Annotated in this window: 17 protein-coding genes; 7 read left to right on the forward strand and 10 right to left on the reverse strand. The window is 66.8% G+C overall.

Features of this window, described 5'->3' with window-relative positions:
• Window positions 1–192: 192 nt before the first annotated feature.
• Complete coding sequence (locus tag KOR34_RS18690) at window positions 193–1,893, forward strand: hypothetical protein (protein ID WP_146566997.1); 1,701 nt, start codon at window positions 193–195, stop codon at window positions 1,891–1,893.
• Here KOR34_RS18690 and KOR34_RS18695 read toward each other — a convergent pair.
• From KOR34_RS18695 to KOR34_RS18710, 4 genes are all read right to left on the reverse strand, one after another.
• Window positions 1,860–4,745: a hypothetical protein gene (locus KOR34_RS18695; protein ID WP_197531576.1), complete on the reverse strand. Its 2,886-nt coding sequence runs from the start codon at window positions 4,743–4,745 to the stop codon at window positions 1,860–1,862. The genes KOR34_RS18690 and KOR34_RS18695 overlap by 34 nt on opposite strands.
• Window positions 4,739–6,262, reverse strand: a complete 1,524-nt coding sequence (locus tag KOR34_RS18700) for a M14 family zinc carboxypeptidase (protein WP_197531577.1) — start codon at window positions 6,260–6,262, stop codon at window positions 4,739–4,741. Before KOR34_RS18700 ends, KOR34_RS18695 begins: the two co-directional genes overlap by 7 nt.
• Window positions 6,263–6,269: 7 nt before the next feature.
• Window positions 6,270–7,895, reverse strand: a complete 1,626-nt coding sequence (locus tag KOR34_RS18705; protein WP_197531578.1) for a gamma-glutamyltransferase family protein — start codon at window positions 7,893–7,895, stop codon at window positions 6,270–6,272.
• Window positions 7,896–8,045: 150 nt separating this feature from the next.
• Window positions 8,046–8,873, reverse strand: a complete 828-nt coding sequence (locus KOR34_RS18710; protein ID WP_146567005.1) for a hypothetical protein — start codon at window positions 8,871–8,873, stop codon at window positions 8,046–8,048.
• Between the two features lie 380 nt (window positions 8,874–9,253).
• Between KOR34_RS18710 and KOR34_RS18715 the strand changes: the two genes are divergently transcribed.
• Window positions 9,254–10,255, forward strand: a complete 1,002-nt coding sequence (locus tag KOR34_RS18715; protein WP_146567297.1) for a DUF1559 domain-containing protein — start codon at window positions 9,254–9,256, stop codon at window positions 10,253–10,255.
• 39 nt (window positions 10,256–10,294) lie between these two features.
• Window positions 10,295–10,723, forward strand: a complete 429-nt coding sequence (locus KOR34_RS18720; protein ID WP_146567007.1) for a hypothetical protein — start codon at window positions 10,295–10,297, stop codon at window positions 10,721–10,723.
• Window positions 10,724–10,738: 15 nt separating this feature from the next.
• On the opposite strand, the gene gmd is transcribed toward KOR34_RS18720, so the two are convergent.
• The gene (gmd, locus tag KOR34_RS18725) at window positions 10,739–11,815 is read right to left on the reverse strand and encodes a GDP-mannose 4,6-dehydratase (protein WP_146567009.1); all 1,077 of its coding nucleotides are present in this window, start codon (window positions 11,813–11,815) and stop codon (window positions 10,739–10,741) included.
• A gap of 423 nt (window positions 11,816–12,238) precedes the next feature.
• On the opposite strand from gmd, the gene rfbB reads away from it, so the two are divergent.
• On the forward strand, window positions 12,239–13,300 hold the full coding sequence (rfbB, locus tag KOR34_RS18730) for a dTDP-glucose 4,6-dehydratase (protein WP_146567011.1): 1,062 nt from the start codon (window positions 12,239–12,241) through the stop codon (window positions 13,298–13,300).
• A gap of 304 nt (window positions 13,301–13,604) precedes the next feature.
• Window positions 13,605–16,709, forward strand: coding sequence for a glycoside hydrolase family 2 TIM barrel-domain containing protein (locus KOR34_RS18735; protein ID WP_146567013.1), 3,105 nt, complete (start codon window positions 13,605–13,607; stop codon window positions 16,707–16,709).
• A gap of 51 nt (window positions 16,710–16,760) precedes the next feature.
• Here the strand turns inward: KOR34_RS18735 and KOR34_RS18740 are convergent, their stop codons facing one another.
• The 5 genes from KOR34_RS18740 to queC all read right to left on the reverse strand — a co-directional run bounded on the left by KOR34_RS18740 (window position 16,761) and on the right by queC (window position 20,022).
• A complete protein-coding gene (locus tag KOR34_RS18740) occupies window positions 16,761–17,645 on the reverse strand; it encodes an alpha/beta hydrolase (protein ID WP_146567015.1) in 885 nt (294 codons plus the stop codon).
• A gap of 34 nt (window positions 17,646–17,679) precedes the next feature.
• Window positions 17,680–18,012 (reverse strand): hypothetical protein, encoded by a 333-nt coding sequence (locus KOR34_RS18745; protein ID WP_146567017.1) that lies wholly within the window; start codon window positions 18,010–18,012, stop codon window positions 17,680–17,682.
• Window positions 18,013–18,173: 161 nt separating this feature from the next.
• Window positions 18,174–18,860, reverse strand: a complete 687-nt coding sequence (locus tag KOR34_RS18750) for a 7-carboxy-7-deazaguanine synthase QueE (RefSeq protein ID WP_146567019.1) — start codon at window positions 18,858–18,860, stop codon at window positions 18,174–18,176.
• A 43-nt stretch (window positions 18,861–18,903) separates the two neighbouring features.
• Window positions 18,904–19,299 (reverse strand): hypothetical protein, encoded by a 396-nt coding sequence (locus tag KOR34_RS18755; protein WP_146567021.1) that lies wholly within the window; start codon window positions 19,297–19,299, stop codon window positions 18,904–18,906.
• Window positions 19,300–19,305: 6 nt separating this feature from the next.
• A complete protein-coding gene (queC, locus tag KOR34_RS18760; RefSeq protein ID WP_146567023.1) occupies window positions 19,306–20,022 on the reverse strand; it encodes a 7-cyano-7-deazaguanine synthase QueC in 717 nt (238 codons plus the stop codon).
• Between the two features lie 132 nt (window positions 20,023–20,154).
• On the opposite strand from queC, the gene queF reads away from it, so the two are divergent.
• The gene (gene queF / locus KOR34_RS18765) at window positions 20,155–20,511 is read left to right on the forward strand and encodes a preQ(1) synthase (protein WP_146567025.1); all 357 of its coding nucleotides are present in this window, start codon (window positions 20,155–20,157) and stop codon (window positions 20,509–20,511) included.
• Window positions 20,512–20,563: 52 nt separating this feature from the next.
• Window positions 20,564–21,574: a sugar phosphate isomerase/epimerase family protein gene (locus KOR34_RS18770; protein WP_146567027.1), complete on the forward strand. Its 1,011-nt coding sequence runs from the start codon at window positions 20,564–20,566 to the stop codon at window positions 21,572–21,574.
• Window positions 21,575–21,580: the final 6 nt, after the last annotated feature.

Consider the following 21,580-nt stretch of genomic DNA (forward strand, 5'->3'; position numbering starts at 1 on the left):
TTCCATAAGACGCTACAGCAAAAGTACTTAGAGCTCCTGCGGGAAAAATAGCGCCGGAGTTCTGTCCGCTTCGTTCGTGTTTTTGGACAAAACCCTGGGGTCAACACTTTGGGCTGTCCCACCCCTGGCGTGGTGGGCTAGGTGCAGCTTGCGGCGACCAAAAATCTTCAACCTCCAACTTCCAACCGCCCAATGGCCAACCGCAGCAATCTTGGTGGGATCGTCCACACGTACCAGCGGTACGACCCCAAGCGGTTCCCTAGCCCAACCCAGCCGCCGCCCGACCTGGTGTCGGGCGCGATGGAGCACATGCTGGCGTACGGCGACTACCGCGAGCTGACCGAAGAGGAGCTCGCCCGGGCCGTGCGGTTGGACCCCAGCCAGATCCAGGGGCTGGGCCCGAGCATCGACGCGCTGATCGCGATGCTGGAAGAACGCAAGCGGAAGATCCTCGAGCGGTACGAGACCAAGAAAGCGCAGAAGAAAGCCGGCAAGGCGTTCCGTGAGGCGGCCGCCAAGGCCGACCCGCCCAAGCACCTGCGCGACTCGTTCGGCAAGGCGGTCCGTCAGGAGCAGCTCCGCGACCTGGAACGGCTGTGGTACCGGGCAGGCGACGACCAGTCGCCCTTCGCGCGGCAGCTGGTGCAGCTGATCGGCTCGCTGGGCGACAAGTACGAGGTCGACGAGCTAGCCGCCAAGTACACGTTCACCGGCCGCGAGTCGATGACCGTGCCGCAGGCGATCGAGATCAAGGAAGAGCTGGAGAAGATCGACGAGCTGCTGGAGCAGCTCCGCGAGGCGGCCAAGAACGCCCAGATCGGCCTGATCGACATGGAGGCCCTGGCCGAGTTTGCCGAGCCGGGCGACGTGCAGAACCTCAGCGCACTGCAGCAGCAGGTGCAGGACTACCTGCGCGAGATGGCCGAGCAGCAGGGCCTGCAGCAGTCCGCCGACGGCTACCAGCTGACGCCCAAGGCCCAGCGGCTGTTCCAGGGCAAGCTGCTCGAGAAGCTGTTCAGCGAGCTGACCGCCTCGCGCACCGGCCGGCACCAGGGGCCGATCGTCGGCGAGGGCTCGGTCGAGATGCAGCGCACCCGGGCGTACGAGTACGGCGACTCGGTCGCGAACCTCGACATCACCGGCTCGCTGACCAACGCCATCCTGCGCGAAGGCCCCGGCCTGCCGATCCGCCTGAAGCAGGACGACCTGGAGGTCCACTACACCCGCAACACGCCGAAGGCGGCCACCTGCGTGATCATGGACATGTCGGGGTCCATGCGCTACGACGGTCAGTACATCAACGTGAAGCGGATGGCGCTGGCGCTCGACGGGCTGATCCGCAGCGAGTACCCGGGCGACTTCCTGCAGTTCATCGAGATGTACTCGTTCGCCAAACCGCGCCGGCTGGGCGAGGTCGTGAAGCTGATGCCCAAGCCGGTCACGATCCACGACCCGTGGGTGCGTCTGCGGGCCGACATGTCCGACCCCGACATCAGCGAGAGCATGGTGCCGCCGCACTTCACCAACATCCAGCACTCGCTGGCCACGGCGCGGCGGTTCCTGGCGGCCCAGGACACGCCCAACCGGCAGATCGTGCTGATCACCGACGGCCTGCCGACCGCGCACTTCGAGGGGAGCGAGCTGCTGCTGCTCTACCCGCCCGACCCGCAGACCGAGCAGGCCACAATGCGCGAGGGCCAGCTCTGCAAGCAGGAGGGGATCACGATCAACATGTTCCTGGTGCCGAGCTGGTCGCAGTCGGAAGAGGACATCCGCTTCGCGTACCGTCTGGCCGAGTCGACCACCGGCCGGGTGTTCTTCACCGCCGGCCGCGACCTGGACCGGTACGTGGTGTGGGACTACGTGAAGCGGCGGCGGGACATTGTGAGCTGAGCCGCGGCGATCAACGCCAGCGCGGCCGCGAGCGGCTCGGGCGCGGCGTCTACCGCGGCCGACGCGCCGCTTCCGAGGCCGTAGTTCGACCGCCACGCGACGTAGTCCCCCTGGTCGATCTGGCCGTCGCCGTCGCCGTCGGCGCCCGTGCCAACGGGCACGCTTTGGCCGAGCGTGTCACGCCAGACGGTGTAGTCGGCCGCGTCGACGACGCCGTCGGCGTTGTAGTCGCCGATCAGGCCGCCGGAGACAAACTCCACCAGGCCGTCGATCACCGCGCCGGTGTCGGCGCGGCGGAACTGGAACGCGATGTCGGGCGAGCCGCCCGGCGTGACCGGGCTGCCGAGGCCGATCATCTGGCCGGCGGCCAGCGTGGTGGCGCCCAGCAGGAACGACTCGGCCAGCACGCCGGCGTCGGCGCCGCCGGCCTCGTCCCAGGTCTCGCCGACGCCGTCGCCCGCGGTCGAGCCGGGGTCGTCGCCGTCGACGGCGTCGGTGGCGTTGTCGCTCAGGCTGCTCCAGAAGGCGTCGCCGGGGCGGAGCGAGTTGGTCGAGCTGGCGATCCGGTACGAGTCGAACGTGTAGTCCTCGGTCGAGTCGTTCACGATCCACGCCTGACCGGTGGTGGTGTTGACGCGGAGCGTGAGCGGGTCGACCACGTCGGTGATGGGCGTCTCGTTGGTGATGTACAGCCGGTCGAGGTCGAAGAACTCGCCCGTGCCGCTGAAGTTGTTGTTCACCACCATGCGGACGCTGTTGGCGGCGCGGGCGGTCTCGACCACGTCGCGCGTGCCGATCAGCTCGAACGCGCCCGTGCCGGTGCGACTGTAGATGGAGTACATCTCGTTGTCGCCGTCGTACTCCAGCACCATGGTGTAGGGGTCGTTCTGGACCAGCGGCAGCGACACGTCGAACGTGAAGTTGGTGGCGGTTCCGCCGCCGGCGCCGTAGATCGTGAGCCCGCCGTCCGACGTGCGGGTGATGGCCATCTGGGAGACAATCTCGCTGCCGCCCTGGTTAGAGCTGTCGTTGTTGAGGAAGCCGAAGCGGACCTCTTCGAGCTCGCCGCTGTCGAACTCGGCCGGGCCGGCGATCGAGGAGAAGCTCCAGCCGGCGATTTCGGCGACCATCCAGAGCTTGCCGGTCGAGACGTTCGCGATGTCCAGGTAGTTGGTGCCGAAGCCGTCGTTGTTCTTCTGGATGCGGTAGACGCCGTTCTGGATCGCCGACCCGGCCATATCGGTCCCGTCTTCGTTCCACGAGTTGCCCAGGTTCGCCGAGTTCTCCGCGTCGACCAGCAGCGTGCCGTTGGAGTCCCCGAACCCGAAGTCCTCCAGGATCACCGCCTGTGCATTCGACGCGGCCAGCCCCAGCATCATCACCGCGGTCAGCAGCAGCGCGCGGCGGCGGGCGCCGGCCAGCAGCCCGAGCACGCCGCACAAGAGCGCCGCCGCGGGTTCGGGCACGCCGGCGACCATTGCCGAGAATGCGCCGGCGCCGTTGGCCGCGTCGAACGCGCTCTTGAACACCCCGATGTCCTGGATGCTGCTGACGCCGTCGCCGTCGAGGTCGCCCTGGCGGTACGCCTGGACCGGCGAGAGGCCGGCGAGCGAGGTCTCGCTGCTGGCGATCAGCACGGTCCAGTCGTCCACGGTGAGCTGGCCGTCAAAGTTTAGGTCGCCCAGCTGGAAGCGGGCGCCGCCGTTGCCGGTGAAAGTGACGTCGGCCGAGCGGGTGACGCCGCCGGCAAAGTTGAGCTTCACGGTGACATCCTCCATAGGTGACTGCAGCCAGACGGCGTCGCTTGCGTTGTTGAGCACCACGGATTGCCCGACGCCCAGGGCGCCGCCGTTGGCGTCCAGCGCCGACTCGGCCAGCAGGTAGGGCGTGCTGTCGTCGACGGCCCAGTTGCCGTCCGCGTCGACCGAGTCGTCGCCGGCCAGGTCGTAGTTGCCGGTGATGCTCTTCCAGCCCGAGGGGTCGAGCCCGCCGGCGGCGGACTCGATCGAAACCGACTCCAACCCGGTGAGCGCCTGCCCGGTATTGTTGACCAGCGTGAGCGCGCCGGTGGTGCGGTTGATGCTGACGGTCCCCAGGTCGGTCAGCGGGTTGGTGGTCGCGACCGCGATGCGGTCGATGTCGAAGCGTTCCTCGATCAGGATCGGGTAGAAGTTGCCGTCGGCGAAGAAGTTGTTTGCGGCCAAGCGAACCGAGTTGGCGGCCCGCAGCGACGACACCGCGCCCTGCCCCAAGAACTGAGAGGCGTTGGACCCGTCTTTGTAGTAGACCTTGTAGGTGTCGGCGTCGAGGTCGACGGCCAGCACCGCGGTAAACGGCGAGGTCTGATCGACGGCTAGGTCGGCCGTCTCGCTGATGGTGGTGCCGCCCGTCCCGAGCGCGCGTCCGGAGAGCTGGATGCCGCCAAGACCGGTCCGCTGGATCCGCATCTCGGCGGTGATGGTGTTGCCGTCGACCCCAGTGTCCTCGTTCAAGAACCCGAACCGCACCTCCTCTGCGGCGTCATCCACGCTGTTCTGCCGGAACGCCCACCCCGACATCCGGGCCACCAGGTAGACAGACCCGCTCGCAACATTGTCGATCTGCAGGTGGTGGGTAGCCAGCCCGTCCGACTCCTTGATGATTTGGTAGACGCCGCCTGTCACCTCGGAGAGGTCGTCGTTTGCGCTGGTCCAGTTGTTGCCCGGATTGACCGAGTTTGCCGCCGATGGCAGCAGCGTGCCGTTGGAGTCGTTGAACTCGAACGCCTCGAGGTCCACCGCCCCGGCGGGGCAGGCGCACAGAGCCGTCACAATCAACAAGCAGGCAGCACGCAGTGGGGTCACGCCTAGCATCGGGGGTGTCTCCTGGATAGGGTCGCGATTCTCATCAGGGCGAGAGAACTCAGGATGGCAGCGGAGGGCTCTGGCACGGCCAGCATGCGGGCGAAGGCGCCCGGGCCGTGGGCCTGTTCGTACAGTGATTTGAACAATGCGAAGTCGGCGATGCCGTTGGCGCCATCGCCGTCGAGGTCGCCGCGGAGGTAGGCGTCCGCAGCAGAGAACGCGGCGAGCTCGGTCTCGGCGTGGGCGATCTGCAGCAACCAGTCGTCACGGTCGAACACGCCGTCCAGGTTAAGGTCGCCGAGGGTGAACAACGTCTGGAACATGGCGAGGGCGAAGCTCTGGCCGATGCCGAGGAACCGGTCCTCGTTCTCGCCGGCGATGAACTGGGTCTCGAACGTGATTGAGAACCCGGCGCCCAGCTCATCGCGGCCAAACTTCGCCAGGGTGTCGTCGATCAGCGACGCGTTGCGGGTGTCGATCGCGGGCTCAAGCGCGAGGAGGCTCTGCCATAGGGGGTCCCCCTGCATAGCCGGATGCACGTAGGCGAAGTGCCCCGACTTGCCAACCACCGTGGAGTGGAAGTCGATCACGTAGTCGGCCTCGGCGCCCGTGTCGGCCAGCATCGCGTCGCCCACGACCTGCAACTCGGCGTGCCCGCCGTAGCCGGGGCTGCTCCAGAAGCGGTTGGGGTCGTCTGCCGGGCGGGCGACCGTGCTGCGGTTCATGCCGGCGTAGCGTCCGTCGGGGTTAATCAGTGGGTATACCGCGAAGTCGGCCACCTTGCGGAGGAGCCCGGCCTGCAGCGAGTCGCCGGCCAGGTAGTCGACCAGCCCCTCCAGCACCAGATTGCCCAGCCCCTCGTTGGCGTGCACACCAGAGGCGAGCACCACGCTGACACGCTCGGCGGCCCCGTCCGGGTCGGACAGTCCGAACGCCCGGATCGGATGAGACGGAATGGACCGCCCCAGGTCGTCTACGCCGCCCGGCGAGGCGCCAATTGCGAACGACGCATCGCCCGAGGCCGTAGGCCGCACCCACGGCGAGGAGGCCAGCCCGCTGACCAACTGCTCCGCTCGGCCGACGGTGTAAGGCAGCCCGTACGCGACGAACACGGTGTCGGACGTGAATGGGCCATCGTTGTAGAAGGCGTACCGTCCCTGGGCGGAGCTACGCTGGTTGTAGTCGAAGAACTCCCACGACTGGCCGTCGTAGCTGTAGACCATCTCGTGGTCGTTGAGATTGGACCCGCCGTTGGCGAAGTCGTCGTCGATCTGGAACGCGGGCCGCTGGCCCCCCGCATCGTCGAGGCGGAAGTGCAACCACTTCCAGTCGCCCGGGTTGAAGTTGTCCCGCCCGGCGAGGGTGATCACGTCACCCACGATGGTCGATCCTCCCACATCGAGCGAGCCGGTGTCGAAATCGGCGGAGAGCTGGTAGGCGCGGCCCTGCGTGGCGACCGCTAGCACCGCGAGCAGACCCCACGCCGACAGGCGGCGGGCGGAACGGCTTGACCAGGCTCGACCCATGCGAGTGCTACTTCCCGGCGGCGTCGTTCGTGCGGCGTGGATCGGCCGCGGCCAGCAGGCGGCCGTCGGGCAAATACTGCACCCCATTGCCGCCGCCGAAGTAGCTGCCGTCGCTCTGCCGCTCCTCGGTCCGCCAACCGCGGGTCACAAGCTGGCCCACAAGGTCGTCCGGCGCCTCCTCCTCGAAGTCGATGAAGTTGCTCGGCTCGCCGCGGTAGATCGGCCGGCGGAGGTGGTACCGCCAGCGCCCCAGTGCGGACGGGAGCTCCTGTCCCGACCCCAGCACGTCCAGCAGCAGCTGGATGGTGGTGGAGGGGATCCGCTGGCCGCCCGGGATGCCGAGCGCCAGCTTGACGTGGCCCTCTTCCTCGACGATCACCGGCGCCACGGTGCTGCGAGGGCGTTTGCCGGGCGCCAGCGTGTTGACCGACTTCCGGTTGGTGACATTGAAGTTGCTCATGCTGTTGTTGAGCAGCACCCCCGTGCCGGGCGCCACGACGCTGGCGCCGAAGTGGAAGCTGAGCGACTGCGTGATGCAGACCACATTGCCCTCGGAGTCGGCCACCACCAGGTGCGAGGTGCTGGCGTCGGACTCGTCGTCCATGGTCGGCTCGAGCGGCTGCGGCACGGGTTGCGACTTCTTGTCGCGGGCCGCGGCGTCCTCGGCGATCGCCAACGCGTTGCGGCGGATCAACCGGATCGACTCCGGCGCAAGCAGGCCCTTGGCCATCTCGACCGAGTCCACCACGTCGGCGATTTCCCTGTCGATCCGCGGGTAGATCTCCAGCAGCACGCCGCACAGCTTCTCAATGGAATGGATGTCGTGCGTGTCTTCCTTAGTCCAATCGACCCCCTCGAGCGTCTTCAGGGCGGCCAGCACCGTGACCCCACCGGTGGTGGGTGGCGGCGAGGTGCAAACGCGGTATCCGCCGAACGAGTCGGTCAGCGGCGGCGGGACGCGGGGTTCGTACGTGGCGAAGTCGCGTTGGGTAAGGTCCGACCCGCCGGCGCGGCACGCCTCGACAATCCGCTTTCCGATCTCCCCTTTGTAGAACGCCTGCACGCCCTCGGCGGCGATCTCGCGGAGCGTCGCCGCGAGGTCAGGGAACTGCATGCTGCTGCCGACGCCAGGCGCCTTGCCGTTGCTCAGGTAAAGCCCCGCCGCGCCCGGGTCGTGCCGCAGCCGGGCCACCTTGTGGCGGAACAGCGGCTGCATTTCTTGGTCGAACGGGATGCCCCGTTCGGCCAGCTCTACGGCCGGCTGCACCACCTCGTCCCAATCCCGCGAGCCCCACCGGCCGTGCGCCAGCGCCAGCCCCGCTGGCAGGCCGGGCACGCAAACGGCCGCGAAGCCGTGGCGGCGGTCCTCGCGGGGCAGAGCCGCGAACTTGTCCGGGTCGAGCTCGCGGGGCGCTGCATTAAGAGCCTCGACGCAGTGCACCTCGCCGGTGGCGCCGTTGCGGTACAGCATCACCATCTTGCCGCCCAGGCCCGACCCCCACGGCGCGGCGACGCCCATCGTAAGCGAGGTCGTAACCGCGGCGTCCACCACGTTGCCGCCCTGCTGCAACACCGATAGCCCCGCGGCGGACGCCGCGGGATGACCGCTGGTCACCGCAAAGCGGGTGGCCACGAGCTTCTCGCGGGCGTGAGCCGCGCCGCCGAAGCAGGGTCCGAGAAGCAGAACGGCAAGCAGGACGCGGCAAAGGCGGCTTGTCACGGGCATAGCACTCCTAGGGGACAAAACACCGGGGGGCGGGCGCCCCCGGTCGCCGGGGGTCGGCTAGCAGGCGGGGCGCCGACGCCGCATCGAGAGCAGCACGCCGCAGGCCAGCAGGCTAGCGGATGCGGGCTCCGGGATCGTCGAGATGTCGGCAATCAGGCCTGGGTAGGGGTTGGTGTCCAGCAACGTGATCGAGTCGATCAGCACGCTGTCGTTGGAAAGGTCGTTGTTGAGCGTGAGCCGAAGCGACCCGAAGCCTCGCGTCGGGTCGAGCAGCCCGGTCCCGATGGTCGTGAACGACGCGCCGCCGTCCAGCGAGTAGTGGACTTGGTAGACGTCCTTGTCGAGGTCGGCGGCCAGCACCGCCAGCACCGACGCGGCGTTGGGCACAACCACCGGATCGATGTCCGTGGCGCCGTCGCCGACGCCGTTGCCCAGCAGCGTGACGGTGTCGTCGTCCTCGCGCTGGAACTCGAATTCAGTGGTAACGAAGGTGGACCGGGGGTCGAACTGGATGAAGCTGATGCGGATCTCTTCGTTCTCGGCGGCGTCGAGCGTAGCGGAGTCGAACGCGTAGCTGAAATCGAGCACGCCGTAGAGCGAGCCCACCGCGACGTCATCGGCGTCGACATAGGTCGTGCCGAACTCGTTGTTCGCCTTCAGCGACGCGTCTAGCTGCCCCAGGCCGTTTGTGGTCACGTCCACCAGGTCGGCGTCGACGTCAAACAGGTGGGTGGGGACGGCGCTGTTGGCCGCCGCCTCGATGGCCGTGCCGGCGGCGTCGTCAAACAGGAACTCCTCCAGCACCGCGGCGTTTAGGTTGGGCGACCACAGCGCCGCGCTGGTTAGCAGACAGCCGCCGAGCACCAATCGCATGTTGCCGATCATGAGCAATACTCCCAAGAGCCAAAGGATGTTGAGCTAGGTAGGACGACAATGCACGCGCCTTAGGGCCAGGGCACAAAAAAAGGCCCCCAGCGCGCAGTCTGCACGCAAGGCGCCTGTCTCCTCTGTTCCGGTAGACGAACGACTCACCGCGGTAAGGCGGTAGTCCGTCTGAGTTTGAGGCTATCGAGTCGCTTTCGCGAACTCAAGCGAATTCAGACCAAATTCGGGTATGCGCAACCCGGCGATCCTGGCCCGGCAGGGGCCTAAATCCGGTCGGAGACGTATTGCTTCCCGCAGGTGCAAATCCTAGATTGAATCTCGGAAGAGGCGGCCGAGCGTTCCCCCGTTGTTCTCCCTTTCGGGTTGATCGAGAGCGTCGTATGTCTATGCCTCACTTCGCGCCGTCGGCGCGGCGGGCCCGCCGCGCGTTCACCCTGGTCGAACTGCTGGTGGTGATCGCCATCATCGGCATCCTGATCGCCCTCCTGCTGCCTGCGGTGCAAGCAGCCCGCGAGTCGGCCCGCCGATCGTCCTGCCTGAACAACCTGCGTCAGGTAAGCCTGGCGATGATGAACTACGAGTCGTCTAACAAGCGGCTGCCGGTTGGGGCAGCGCAGCGGTTCAACGTCACCAGCGACCCGACGCTCCACAGCTGGGTCTCCCAGATCCTCCAGTACGTGGAGGAGGCTAACGCCTACGGCATGGCCGATTGGACCCAGCCGCTCGCCCAGCGTGAGGACGACGGCAACCGGGCCCACCACATCAAGTTCGAGACCTTCAGCTGCCCGTCGCTGGAGCCGGTCGAGATCGTCAACGACTTCTACGGCGCGCGGGGGTCGTACGCGGTCAACGCCGGCATCGGCCAGGTGTTCATGCAGAACCCCGACCCAAAGCAGCGTACGTCCGAGGCCTCCGGCGTTCAGCCCTGGCCGATCCCGCCCTACGCGAGCACGACTTCGTCGTTGGGCGCGATCGGGCTGTTCATGGTGAACCACGGCCGCAAGCTGTCTGAGGTGACCGATGGCACCAGCAAGACCGCGATGCTGACGGAGGTCATCAACGTACCGGGCGAGGACACCCGCGGGGCGTTGCACTTCGGCGCCGCGGTGATGTACATGCATAATGTCCTGCCGAACGACACCGCTTCGCTGCCCGACCGCACGAGGTGGTGCGTGTCGGTCGAGAACGAGGCGCCCTGCCGTCAGACGCTGAACCAGTGGCAGGGCGGCTGGTACCAGGCGGCGCGCAGCAAGCACCCGGGCGGAGTGAACCTGGTCATGGGCGACAGCAGCGCGCGTTTCCTGACCGACAGCGTCAACTTCGAGGTCTGGCAGGCCATGTGCACCCCGCAGGGCGAAGAGGTCCTGGCGGAAGGCCTGTAGCCTGTCGCCCGATTCCTTTGTTTCCTCCTGGATCGCTCGATGCCGCGTACCGCGATTGCCTGCGTTGCCGCTCTGTTGCTAGCCGGCGGCTGCTCCGAAACCGCCAACTACTGCGAGTTCTCCGGTGCGGTGACCGCGGATGGTAAACCGGTCGACGAGGGGCTGATCATGTTCACGCCAACGGCCGCCGGGCCGGGCCAGGGGCCGGTGGCCGCCGACATCAGTGGCGGTTCCTACCGGGTTACCCCCGCAAAGAAGATGACCCCCGGCTCGTACAAGGTCGCGATCACGGCCGAACGGGACACCGGGCGGACGATTTCCTCCGAGCCGGGCAGCCGAGACGCCACCCCGATGCGCGAGCAGTACATCCCGCCACGCTACAACGCCACCACCGAGCTGACAACGGACATCGCGGCGGGCCAGAGCACGCCCGTCGACTTTGATCTGACGCTGAAGAAGAGCAAGTAGCGGCCCCGAGTCTCGCTAGGCGGCGTGCGAGTGCGGAGACCCGACCGGCTTGGCCGGCGTACTCGGGCGTAGGGCCGCCAGGTCGGCGTCGACCATCATGTGCACCAGCTGCTCGAAGGTGTGCTCGGGGCGCCAGCCGAGCTCATCACGGATCCTCGTGGCGTCGCCGCGCAAGCACTCGGACTCGACCGGGCGGAAGTAGTTGGGGTCGACCGCCACCAGCGTGCGTCCCGTGGCGTCGACGCCGTGCTCCTCCACGCCCTCGCCGCGCCAGGTCAGCGGGCGGCCAATGCGGTAGAACGCCCGCTCGCAGAAATCGCGGACGCTGTGCGTCTGACCGGTCGCCACGACGTAGTCTTCAGGCCGATCGGCCTGCATCATCAGCCACATCGCCTTGACGTAGTCGCCGGCGTAGCCCCAGTCCCGTTCGGCGTTCAGGTTGCCCAGGTAGACCCGCTCCTGCTTGCCGAGTGCGATGGCGGCCGCGGCGCGGGTGATCTTGCGGGTGACGAAGGTCTCGCCGCGGCGGGGCGACTCGTGGTTGTACTGGATGCCGTTCACCGCGAACATGCCGTACGACTCGCGGTAGTTCCGCGTGATGTAGAACGCGTAGGCCTTGGCGCACGCGTACGGGCTGCGGGGGTGGAAAGGCGTTTGTTCCGTCTGCGGACTCTCGCTGGCCAGGCCAAACAGCTCGGACGAGGACGCCTCGTAGAACCGGGCGTCGAGGTCCGTCTCGCGCATCGCCTCGAGCAACCGCACCGCACCCAAGCCGGTGACGTCGCCCGTGTACTCGGGAAGGTCGAACGACACCTTCACGTGCGTCTGGGCGCCCAGGTTGTAAATCTCGTCGGGACGGATCGTCTTGAGGTGGCGGTTCAGCACCGACCCGTCGGCCAGGTCGCCGTAGACGAGTCGCAGTCTGGCGCCGTCGGCCTGCGGGGCCTGGTAGATGCTCTCAATCCGCCCCGTGTTGAAGCTCGACGCGCGGCGGATCATTCCCCAGACCCGGTAGCCCTTGGAGAGCAGCAGCTCCGCCAGGTAGGACCCGTCCTGACCCGTGATGCCGGTGATGAGCGCCGTCTTCGCCATTCGCTTCAGTTGAATAGTGGTTGCGGAGTCTGATCGGGGCCCGCCGCCCGCAGCGGGGCGAACCATACGCACTCGCTGGCACTTACTCCAGGCCGGTTCTGTGCCGTCTCAACGATTCACCAACGTTGCAACTCTCGCGCCGCTGTCAGTGCCGTATTCTAGAGCCGTCCGCCGGGCTGTCGGTGTTGCAGCAGGCAGCGTCTATGTCGTCGCGGGGGTGGGATCGAGCGACGCCGGGCGGGACGATCAATTTCGGGTGGGGCGGACAGCCACTTCAGGGCCGTCCGGTCCCCTTGACCATACCGTGCAGGCGTCCGCAAATCAATCTCAGGGCGCCGCGACGCCTTTCGGTTGACCGCTCACAGACCAGTGCTGAAGATGGCTGGTAGCCGTCCACCCACCCTGCTTCGCCAAGTAACCGCAATGCCAACCCTGCTGATAACGGGCGGAGCCGGCTTCGTGGGCGCCAATCTGGTGCGGGTCGCTTTGGAGTCGCCAAACACCCGGGTGGTGGTGTTGGACAAGCTGACCTACGCGGGTCGGAAGGAATCGCTGCCCGGCGCTCAGGCGGCCGACCGGTTGATCTTCGTCAAAGGCGATATCAACGACGGCCCGCTGGTACGCTCGCTGCTCTCCGACCACCAACCCGATGCGGTGGTGCACCTGGCCGCCGAGTCGCACGTCGACCGGTCGATCGACGCCCCCGCGGCGTTCGTCGACACGAACGTCGGCGGCACGTCAACGCTGCTGCTGTCGACGCTCGGCTACTGGGAGGGCCTGACCGGCGAGTCGCGCGGGCAGTTCCGCTTCGTCCACGCGTCGACCGACGAGGTGTTCGGGTCGCTCGACCCCGAGGGACGCTTCACCGAGGAGAGCCCCTATCGGCCCAACTCGCCCTATTCCGCTTCCAAAGCGGCCTCCGACCACTTGGTGCGGGCGTTCCATCGAACATACGGCCTGCCGACGGTCACCTGCCACAGCTCCAACAACTACGGGCCGTACCAGCACCCGGAGAAGCTGATCCCGACCATCATCCTCAACGCTCTGGCAGGCGCCCCGCTGCCGGTCTACGGGGACGGCCTGCAGGTCCGTGATTGGCTGCACGTCGCTGACCACAGCCGGGCGCTGCTGGACCTCGCCGCCCGTGGTCAACCAGGCGGCGTCTACCTGGCGGGCGCCGACAACGAGCAAACCAACCTGGACGTGGTCCGCAGGGTCTGTCGGCTGGTGGACGAGTTGTCGCCCCCGGCCGGCGGCAAGCCGCGCGCGGACCTGATACGCCACGTTGAAGACCGGCCCGGCCACGACCGCCGCTACGCGCTGGACGCCGGCAAGATCCGCAGCGAACTGGGTTGGGCGCCATCGATTCCGTTCGACGACGGCGTCCGGGAGACCGTCGCCTGGTACCTGGCGAACCCGAGGTGGATCGAGATCGCGGTACGCAAGGATGGACTTCGGCGCCTGGGGCTGCGACAACCGGGTTAGGCGGGTCGGCCGCAATACTCTGAGAATCTATTGGCTTTTGGGGTGAAAACGCCCCCGTGCCGTGGTCCAATGAGCGGGTTGCTGCGCGGCTAATGGGCGTCGCATGCCTGCGTGGCGCCCTCACTCTTCTGCTGCGGAGGCCTTGGTCGTGGGCGGTGGCACACGGCGCCGGCCCGCTCGACGAGAGGTGAATCATTGCTGCGGCCCGCCCCAACCGCCGGCGACTTTCTTGAGCCTGCTCGGGCGACCATAATATATTAATTGTTTAGCTTAACCACGCGACCGACCCCCATAGAAACAGGCCATGCGCTCACGAACCCTGATGCTCGCCCTCCTAGCACTCTCCCCCGCGTGCCAATGCCTCGCCAACGATTGGGAGGATCAGTCGGTCATCAGCCGGAACAAGCTGCCGGCGCACGCGACTTTCTTCCGCTTCGACACGGCCGACGACGCGAAGGAGGGCCGGCGGGATGACTCGCCGTACGTGAAGCTGCTCAACGGCACGTGGAAGTTCAACCTGGTCCGCACGCCTGAGGAGCGGCCGATGGACTTCTACGCCGCCGACTTCGACGACAGCGGCTGGGAAGACATCCGCGTGCCGGGCGACTGGCAGACGCAGGGCTTCGGGCAGCCGATCTACACCAACGTCACGTACCCGTTCGACAAGAACCCGCCCAAGATCGCCGGCCAAAATGGCAATCCGGTCGGCTCCTACCGCACCACGTTCACCATGCCTGCGGAGTGGAAGGGACGCCGCGTCGAGATCAACTTCGACGGCGTCGAGTCCGCGTTCTACCTGTGGGTCAACGGCAAGATGGTGGGCTACTCGCAGGGCAGCCGCACGCCGGCGCGGTTTGACCTCACCCCGTTCCTGCAGGATGGCGAGAACGTGCTCGCCGCGCAGGTGTTCCGCTGGTGCGACGGCTCATACCTCGAGGACCAGGACTTCTGGCGGCTGAGCGGCATCTTCCGGGATGTGTACCTGGAAGGGCTTCCGGCGACGCGAATCGTCGACTTCGAGGTCACGACCGACCTGGACGAGGAGTACAAGAACGCCACGCTGAAGGTCGACGCCGACATCCGTGCGGAACAGCCCGCCAGCCTGGAGCTGGCGTTGTACACCCTCGACGGCGAGCTCATTGGCCAGGAGTCCACCAGCAACGCGACCGCCGGCGAGGAGCTCAGGGCAGAGATCGGTATGAGCGTCTCGGAACCGGCGCTGTGGACGGCCGAGACCCCCAACCTGTACCGCTTGGTGCTGACCCTCAAGGATAGAGAAGGCAAGACGCTTGAGTCTACAGCGATCAACGTCGGATTCCGCGAGGTAGAGATCCGCGACGGCGTGCTGCTGGTCAACGGCAAGTACGTCTACATGAACGGCGTGAACCGGCACGAGCACCACCCGGTCACCGGACACACCATGAGCCGGGAGTCGATGATCGAAGACATCCTGCTGATGAAGCGGCACAACATCAACGCGGTCCGCACCAGCCACTACCCGAACGTGCCCGAGTGGTACGACCTGTGCGACGAGTACGGCCTGTTTGTCGTGGACGAGACCAACATCGAGTCGCACGGCATGGGCTACGGCCGCGAGTCGCTGGCCAAGGACCCCAGCTGGGGCGAGGCCCACCTTGACCGCGCCCGCCGCATGGTCGAGCGGGACAAGAACTACCCGTCGATCGTGATCTGGTCGCTCGGCAACGAGGCGGGCAACGGCGTCAACTTCATGGCCAACTACGACTGGATCAAGGAACGCGACCCGTCGCGCCCGGTGCAGTACGAGCAGGCCTACTGGCGGGACCGCAACACCGACATCCGCTGCCCGATGTACGCCCGGATCCACCAGATCGTGGACTACGCCACCAAGTCGCCCGACCGCCCGCTGATCCTCTGCGAATACGCCCACGCGATGGGCAACAGCGTGGGCAACCTGCCGGAGTACTGGTCCGCCATCCGCGAGCACCGCAACCTGCAGGGCGGGTTCATCTGGGACTGGGTCGACCAGGGCCTGCTGAAGAAGGACGACGATGGGACCGAGTTCTACGCCTACGGCGGCGACTACGGCGACCGCCCCAACGACGCCAACTTCTGCTGCAACGGCCTGGTGCGTCCCGACCGCGTGCCGAACCCGTCGCTCTACGAGGTGAAGAAGGTCTACCAGCGGATCTCCACCGCCGCCGGCGACCAGCCGGGCGTATACGTGGTGAAGAACGAGTACGACCACCAGTCGCTCGCGCCGTTTGACCTGACCTGGACCGTCGAGGTCGACGGCAAGGCCGTGCAGGAGGGCCGTCAGGCCGCGCCCGAGGCAGCCGCCGGCGAATCGGCCGAGGTCGAGCTGCCGATCGAGCCAGTCGACGCCGCGCCCGGCCAGGAAGCGATCCTCACGGTCCGCTACGTGCTGCGGGACCAGGCGCCCTGGGCGCCGGCAGGGCACGAGGTGGCTGTGGACCAATTTGACCTGAAGGCCAATCCCAGCGAGGCCGCGATCGAGCTTGCTCAGCACAAGCCGCGGGCCAACGAGACCGATGACCAGATTGTGCTGACCAGTGGCGGGGTGACGGTGGCCGTCAGCAAACAGACCGGCCACGTCGACTCCATCGCCCAGGACGGCGAGCCGCTCATCACCGCGCCGTTGGTTCCCAACTACTGGCGGGCGCCGATCGACAACGACAACGGCAACCAGATGCCCCGCCGCCTGCGTGACTGGCGCCGCGCCGGCCGCGACCGCGAGTTGGTGAGCTGCCAGCTGGGCGACGCGTCGAACTCGGCCGTCACGGTAGAGTGCGAGTGGAAGCTGCTGGACGGCAAGGCGACCGAGCGGGCGACCTACACGCTCGACTCCCACGGCGCGCTGGGCGTGGCGTTCGCTCTCGACGCCCAGGGCGACCTGCCGGACATCCCCCGCGTCGGCCTGCGGACCGAGGTCCCCACCAGCTTCACCGCCGTCGAGTGGTTTGGCCGCGGCCCGCACGAGACCTACTGGGACCGCAAGAGCGGCGCCCCGGTCGGCCACTACGCGATGCCCACCAGCGAGCTGATCCACGAGTACGTGCGGCCGCAAGAGAACGGCAACCGGACCGACGCCCGCTGGCTGGCGATGGCGGACGAGAGCGGCCGCGGGCTGTTGATCGCCGGGCCGCGGTTCGACTTCAGCGTCTGGCCGTACACGCAGCGGGCGTTGCAGCGGGCCCGGCACCCGCACGAGCTGCAGCGGGGTGAGGTGTTGACGCTCAACCTCGACTACCGGCAGATGGGCGTCGGCGGCGACGACTCATGGGGAGCGTGGCCGCACGAGCAGTACCGCATGAAGGCCGGCAAGTACGAGCTGCAGCTCAAGCTGACGCCGCTCAACCCATCCGCCGGCGGCGTGAGCGAGGTCGCACGGACGGTCTCGAAAGAGTAGGTCTGCCGGCTTAGGCCCAACAGCCAGTAGCTAATCGGGTCCGTGGGGCGGTCATGCCCCGCGGGCCGGTGGCTTCTCTGGTTTGGCAGGTCTTGGTTCGCCGGACGGAGGCTTGCCGAGGATAAACTCGACGATCGCCCGGCCGGCGGGGTCGCCGGGGTCGTCGCAGTTTTCGTAGATCGTGCCGTGGTCACGGTCGCGGCCGACCACCAGCTGTGAGCGGGCATCGCCGATCGCCCGCAAGTGGGCCAGCAGCAGCTGGTTCTCCTGCAGGCGTCGCGGCAGGTCGTGGTCGCCGCAGACCAGCAGCATCGGCGGACCTGGCTGACGCACCCTGCCGAGCGGCGCTGCGCTGTCGACAACGATCGTCTCGGTCCCCAGGCCGCGCTCCTGCCGGACCGTCGAGTGGGTGACGGTCTGACCGGCGATCGGGATCAGCCCGGCGAGCGGCAAGTCCGGTGCGGCCGCCCCGGGTTGGTAGTGGCCCAGCGCCGCGGCCGCCATCATCGTGAGGTAGCCGCCCGCGGAGTGGCCAGAAATGTAGAGCCGGCCAGGGTCGCCCCCTCGGTCAGCGATGTTGGCGTGCACCCAACGGACCGCGGCCGCGGCGTCCTCGACGTAGTCGGGGTAGTTGGCCGAGGGGGAGAGCCGGTAGTTGGCGGACACCACAATCACGCCCCGGGGCGTGAGCAGGTCCGCGATCGCCTGGCAAGTCTGCTTGTCGCCGCCGGTGATCGAGCCGCCGTGGAAAAAGACCACGACCGGCGCCGCCTTGGCGCCGGTCGCGGGCGGGTAGATATCGAGCACGCAGCGGGCGCGTTCGTAGTCCGTAAGATCGGCGCCCTGCTTGTAGGGGACCTCGGCTTCGGCGGGCTCGGCGGCAGCGCCGGACTGCGGCGCCAACAACAGCACCGCCAGCGAACAAAGCAACCGCATAGCCTAACCTCCGGGCGGACCTGGTTGTGACGTACTAGCCGCGCAGCTCCTCGAGCGCCGCCAGCAGGCTCTTGGCCTTCTCGACGCCGCCGACGCTTTCGGCGAAGTCTTTGGCCGAGAGCAGGTCTTGCACACGGAACGAGCCGTTGGCGGAGCTCTTCGAAGCCGCCCGCTTGCGGCCGCCGGCTGGCTTGCGTTTTGCGGACGTCTTCTTCTTGGCGTTGGCCTTGATGGTGCTCACCTGCTGCGGCGTGACTTTAACGCCCTGTTTCCCAAGCGCCTCGCTCACCGCCGACGGGCCCGCCTTGGGGTTCTTCGCCATGTAGCTGCGGACCGACTCGCTCTTGTTCACCTTACGCTTCGCCACAATGCACTCCTAACTAATCCAAACAACTCGAGGGGAGAGTCGCCCAACAAACGACCATTAACAAACGGTCAATCAGAATAGTTAGCTTACAGTGAGGTGTAAACGATCTATTAATACCGTGCGCAACGAAAAGGAGCAGAAACCGCGGACCGCCGCACCGATCACGTGCCCCGCACCGAGCCAAACCACTCGATGTGCTTGCGTGGGCAGTACGTGTAACCGTTGTCTTGGCAGTAGGGACGCAGCCACTCCGCCTTGCAGGCGAGCTCGCCCTGCTCAACGCCCTGGGGCATGAGCAGCACGCGTTCGCGGTCGACCTTCCCCAAGTCATCGAGCCACTGTTCGATCTCATCTAACTCATTGCGCTCGTCCACAACAAACTTGACTTGGTAGTCAAACTCCGTGAGCAACCGGCGCACAATCTCTGGGCGGTGGCGGGTCTGCTCGTGCCGGCGCCGCCAGTGCGGGTGCCTATCCGCGTCGGGTCCCGATCCCGACAGCTTGGGACTAACCGACATTAAATCGCAGATGACAGGTAGATAGAGCGTGCCGGCGGTCTCGATCGTGATGTGCCGCCGTTGCAGACGCAGCTTCTCGCACAGCGGTATCAGCTCGGCGAACAGCATCGGTTCGCCGCCGGTGATCACTACGTGCCGGCAGTCCCACTCCTCGATCTGCGCGACAATCTCGTCGACGGCCAGGTCGACGCCCTCGGGCGACCAGGAGGCGTGCGGCGTGTCGCAGAACCAGCATCGCAGGTTGCACCCACTAGCGCGGACAAACACGCTGGGCGTGCCGGTCAGCAGGCCCTCGCCCTGGATCGATCGGTAGATTTCAGCGATTCTCACAGCAGCCGGCTTGGACTCGTACTCGGAACGCGTTGGCAAACAACTAGTCTACCATCCGGAGCGTCAGGAAGCGGTCCCTTCTAAACAACGCATAGTAGGGTTGGAGGATGTTGGTCACCAGCGTGAAAGCGCTGGCGCACTCCAGTCGCCGATCTTCGTCTGGTGATAGCTCGAAGCCCACCTTGCGGCTGCCGCACCAGTCGAGCCGCACCGACACCTCGCAGGGGCCCGACGCCACAGCGAATGACTTCACCTGGCCATTCCGGATCACTCCAACCTTCTTGCCGTTGACCATCACTCGGTAACCGCGACTCCAGTCGCTAAACCGCCACTGGCGGTGGATCGTGATCATAGCATCTGCCTCGGCGCGATCGGCGGCCGTATCAACCGACGGCGAGGCGTACGGGTTGAAGTCGGTCGGTGGAGGGTCGTTCTGCACAGCCGATCACGCCTGATAATCGATCGGATCCATTAGCCCCGCGTCGGCAAACCCCTGGCGGCGGAGCTGGCACGCGTCGCAGCGACCGCAAGCGACCCCCGCGTCGTTCGGCGAGTAGCACGTGTGAGTAAGCCCGTAGTCCACCCTCAGACTCACCCCGAGCTTCACGATCTCGGCCTTGGTCAACTTGATCAGCGGTGCGTGGACGCGGAACCGGCAGGCCCCTTCGACGCCCAGCTTGGTCGCCACGTTGGCCAACCTCTCAAACGCCTCAACAAACTCCGGTCGGCAGTCCGGGTAGCCGCTGTAGTCCACCGCGTTGACGCCGATCCACAGGTCGGCGGCGCCGATCGACTCCGCGTACCCCAGCGCCAGCGAGAGGAACAATGTGTTGCGGGCCGGGACGTAGGTTACCGGTATGCCGTCGGCCATCTCGTCATGCGAGCGTCCCTGCGGGACGGCGATGTCGGCGGTCAGCGCGCTGCCGCCGAACTGCCCGGCGTCGACGGTCACAGTGCGGTGCTCGGCGACACGCATACGATCGGCCACCCGGCGGGCGGCCTCGAGCTCGAACCGGTGCCGCTGACCGTAGTCGACGCTCAGCGCGTACAACTCGCACCCGGCGTCGGCTGCGCACGCGGCGGTCGTGGCCGAGTCGAGGCCGCCGGACAGCAGCACCACCGCCTTGGGTCGGTCGCCGGCGGCGAAGTCTTGTGGGGGCATGGCGGGTCACGCGGGGTGGGGACGGACCGGCGGCGCGGCCGGCGAGTCGTACTTGGGGCCTCTGCGGGTCCCTTCTCTCTTCTCCCCCATCATGCCAGAATGGACGCCCCCCCAAAAGGAGCACACGAGGCCATGTCTGACTTCCGCGGATTGCTCGAAACGTTCGAGAACCAGTACCCCGAACGCGACTACAAGATCGAGATCGTGGCGCCCGAATTTACCTCGGTCTGCCCCAAGACCGGCCAGCCCGACTTCGGCGTCATCACGCTCACCTACACCCCCCGGGCGAAGTGTGTCGAGCTGAAGAGCTACAAGTTCTACCTGCAGAGCTACCGGAACCAGGGCATCTTCTACGAGAACGTCACGAACACCATCATCGACGACCTGGTCGCGGTGATCGAGCCGCAGTGGATGAAGGTCGAGGCCGCCTTCAGCGCCCGCGGCGGCATCACCGAAACGGTCTCCGTGCAGCACACCTCGGTGATGTAGCGGCCCTCTCATATCGCTCTCACACCCCCTCCTCGCACCTCAAGCTGATTGCATGTCTGCCGCCCCCCGAGTCATCTTGTCCGGATTCGCCGACGAGGCGTCCAACCACAAGGCCGCGGTCGAACAGTTCGCCGCGTTCGCCGCCCTCGGGCTGGAGTACTACAGCCTGCGGTTCATCGACGTCGGCAACGGCGTCAAGAACGTGATGGACCTGACCAAGGCCGAGATCACCAAGGTCCGCAAGCTCGAGGACGAGTACGGCATGAACGTCACGTCGATCGGCTCGCCGATCGGCAAGGTGAAGCTCGTCGACCAGGAGGACGGAACCGGCAACCGCTACGTGCCCTTCAAGCAGTACCTGAAGAAGGACGTCGCGAAGGCGTGCGAGCGGGCCCACGCGTTCGAGACCAAGCTGATCCGCGGCTTCTCGTTCTACCCGCCCAAGGGCGAGGACCCGTGGGACCACGTCCCGCAGGCGGTTGACCAGCTCGGCCAGATCGCCGAGGCGTGCCACCGCAGCGACCTGACCTTCGGCCTGGAGGTCGAGGCCAACCTGATCGGCCAGTCCGGCCAGCTCATGGCCGAGCTGCACCGCCAGGTCGACCACCCGGCGCTGGTCACGATCTTCGACGGCGGCAACCTGATCAGCCAGGGGTACTCGAACATCGAGTGCTACGCCCAGTACGTCGAGATGAAGCCCAGCCTGGGCTGGATGCACATCAAGGACTACCGCGACCCGAGCCTGACCCGCGGCGGCCACGTGCACGAGGACAAGCTCAAAAACTTCGTCCCCGCCGACATCGGCGACAGCGCCCACGAGCTGATCTTCCGCGACTTCCGCGAGATGATCCCCAAGCTGGAGAAGAAGCTCAAACGCCGCGGGATCCCCGGCGTGTTCCTCGACCTCGAGCCGCACCTGAAGGGGGGCGGCCAGTTTGGCGGGTTCAGCGGACCCGACGGCTTCGGCGTCGCTTGCCGGTCGCTCTGCGGAATGCTCGACGCCGCCGGCATCGAGTACCACCTCCGCGACTTCGAGGACGTGAAGGCCGCACGGGGGTTCTAACCAGCG

This window comes from Posidoniimonas corsicana (genome assembly GCF_007859765.1).
Classification (GTDB): Bacteria; Planctomycetota; Planctomycetia; order Pirellulales; family Lacipirellulaceae; genus Posidoniimonas; species Posidoniimonas corsicana.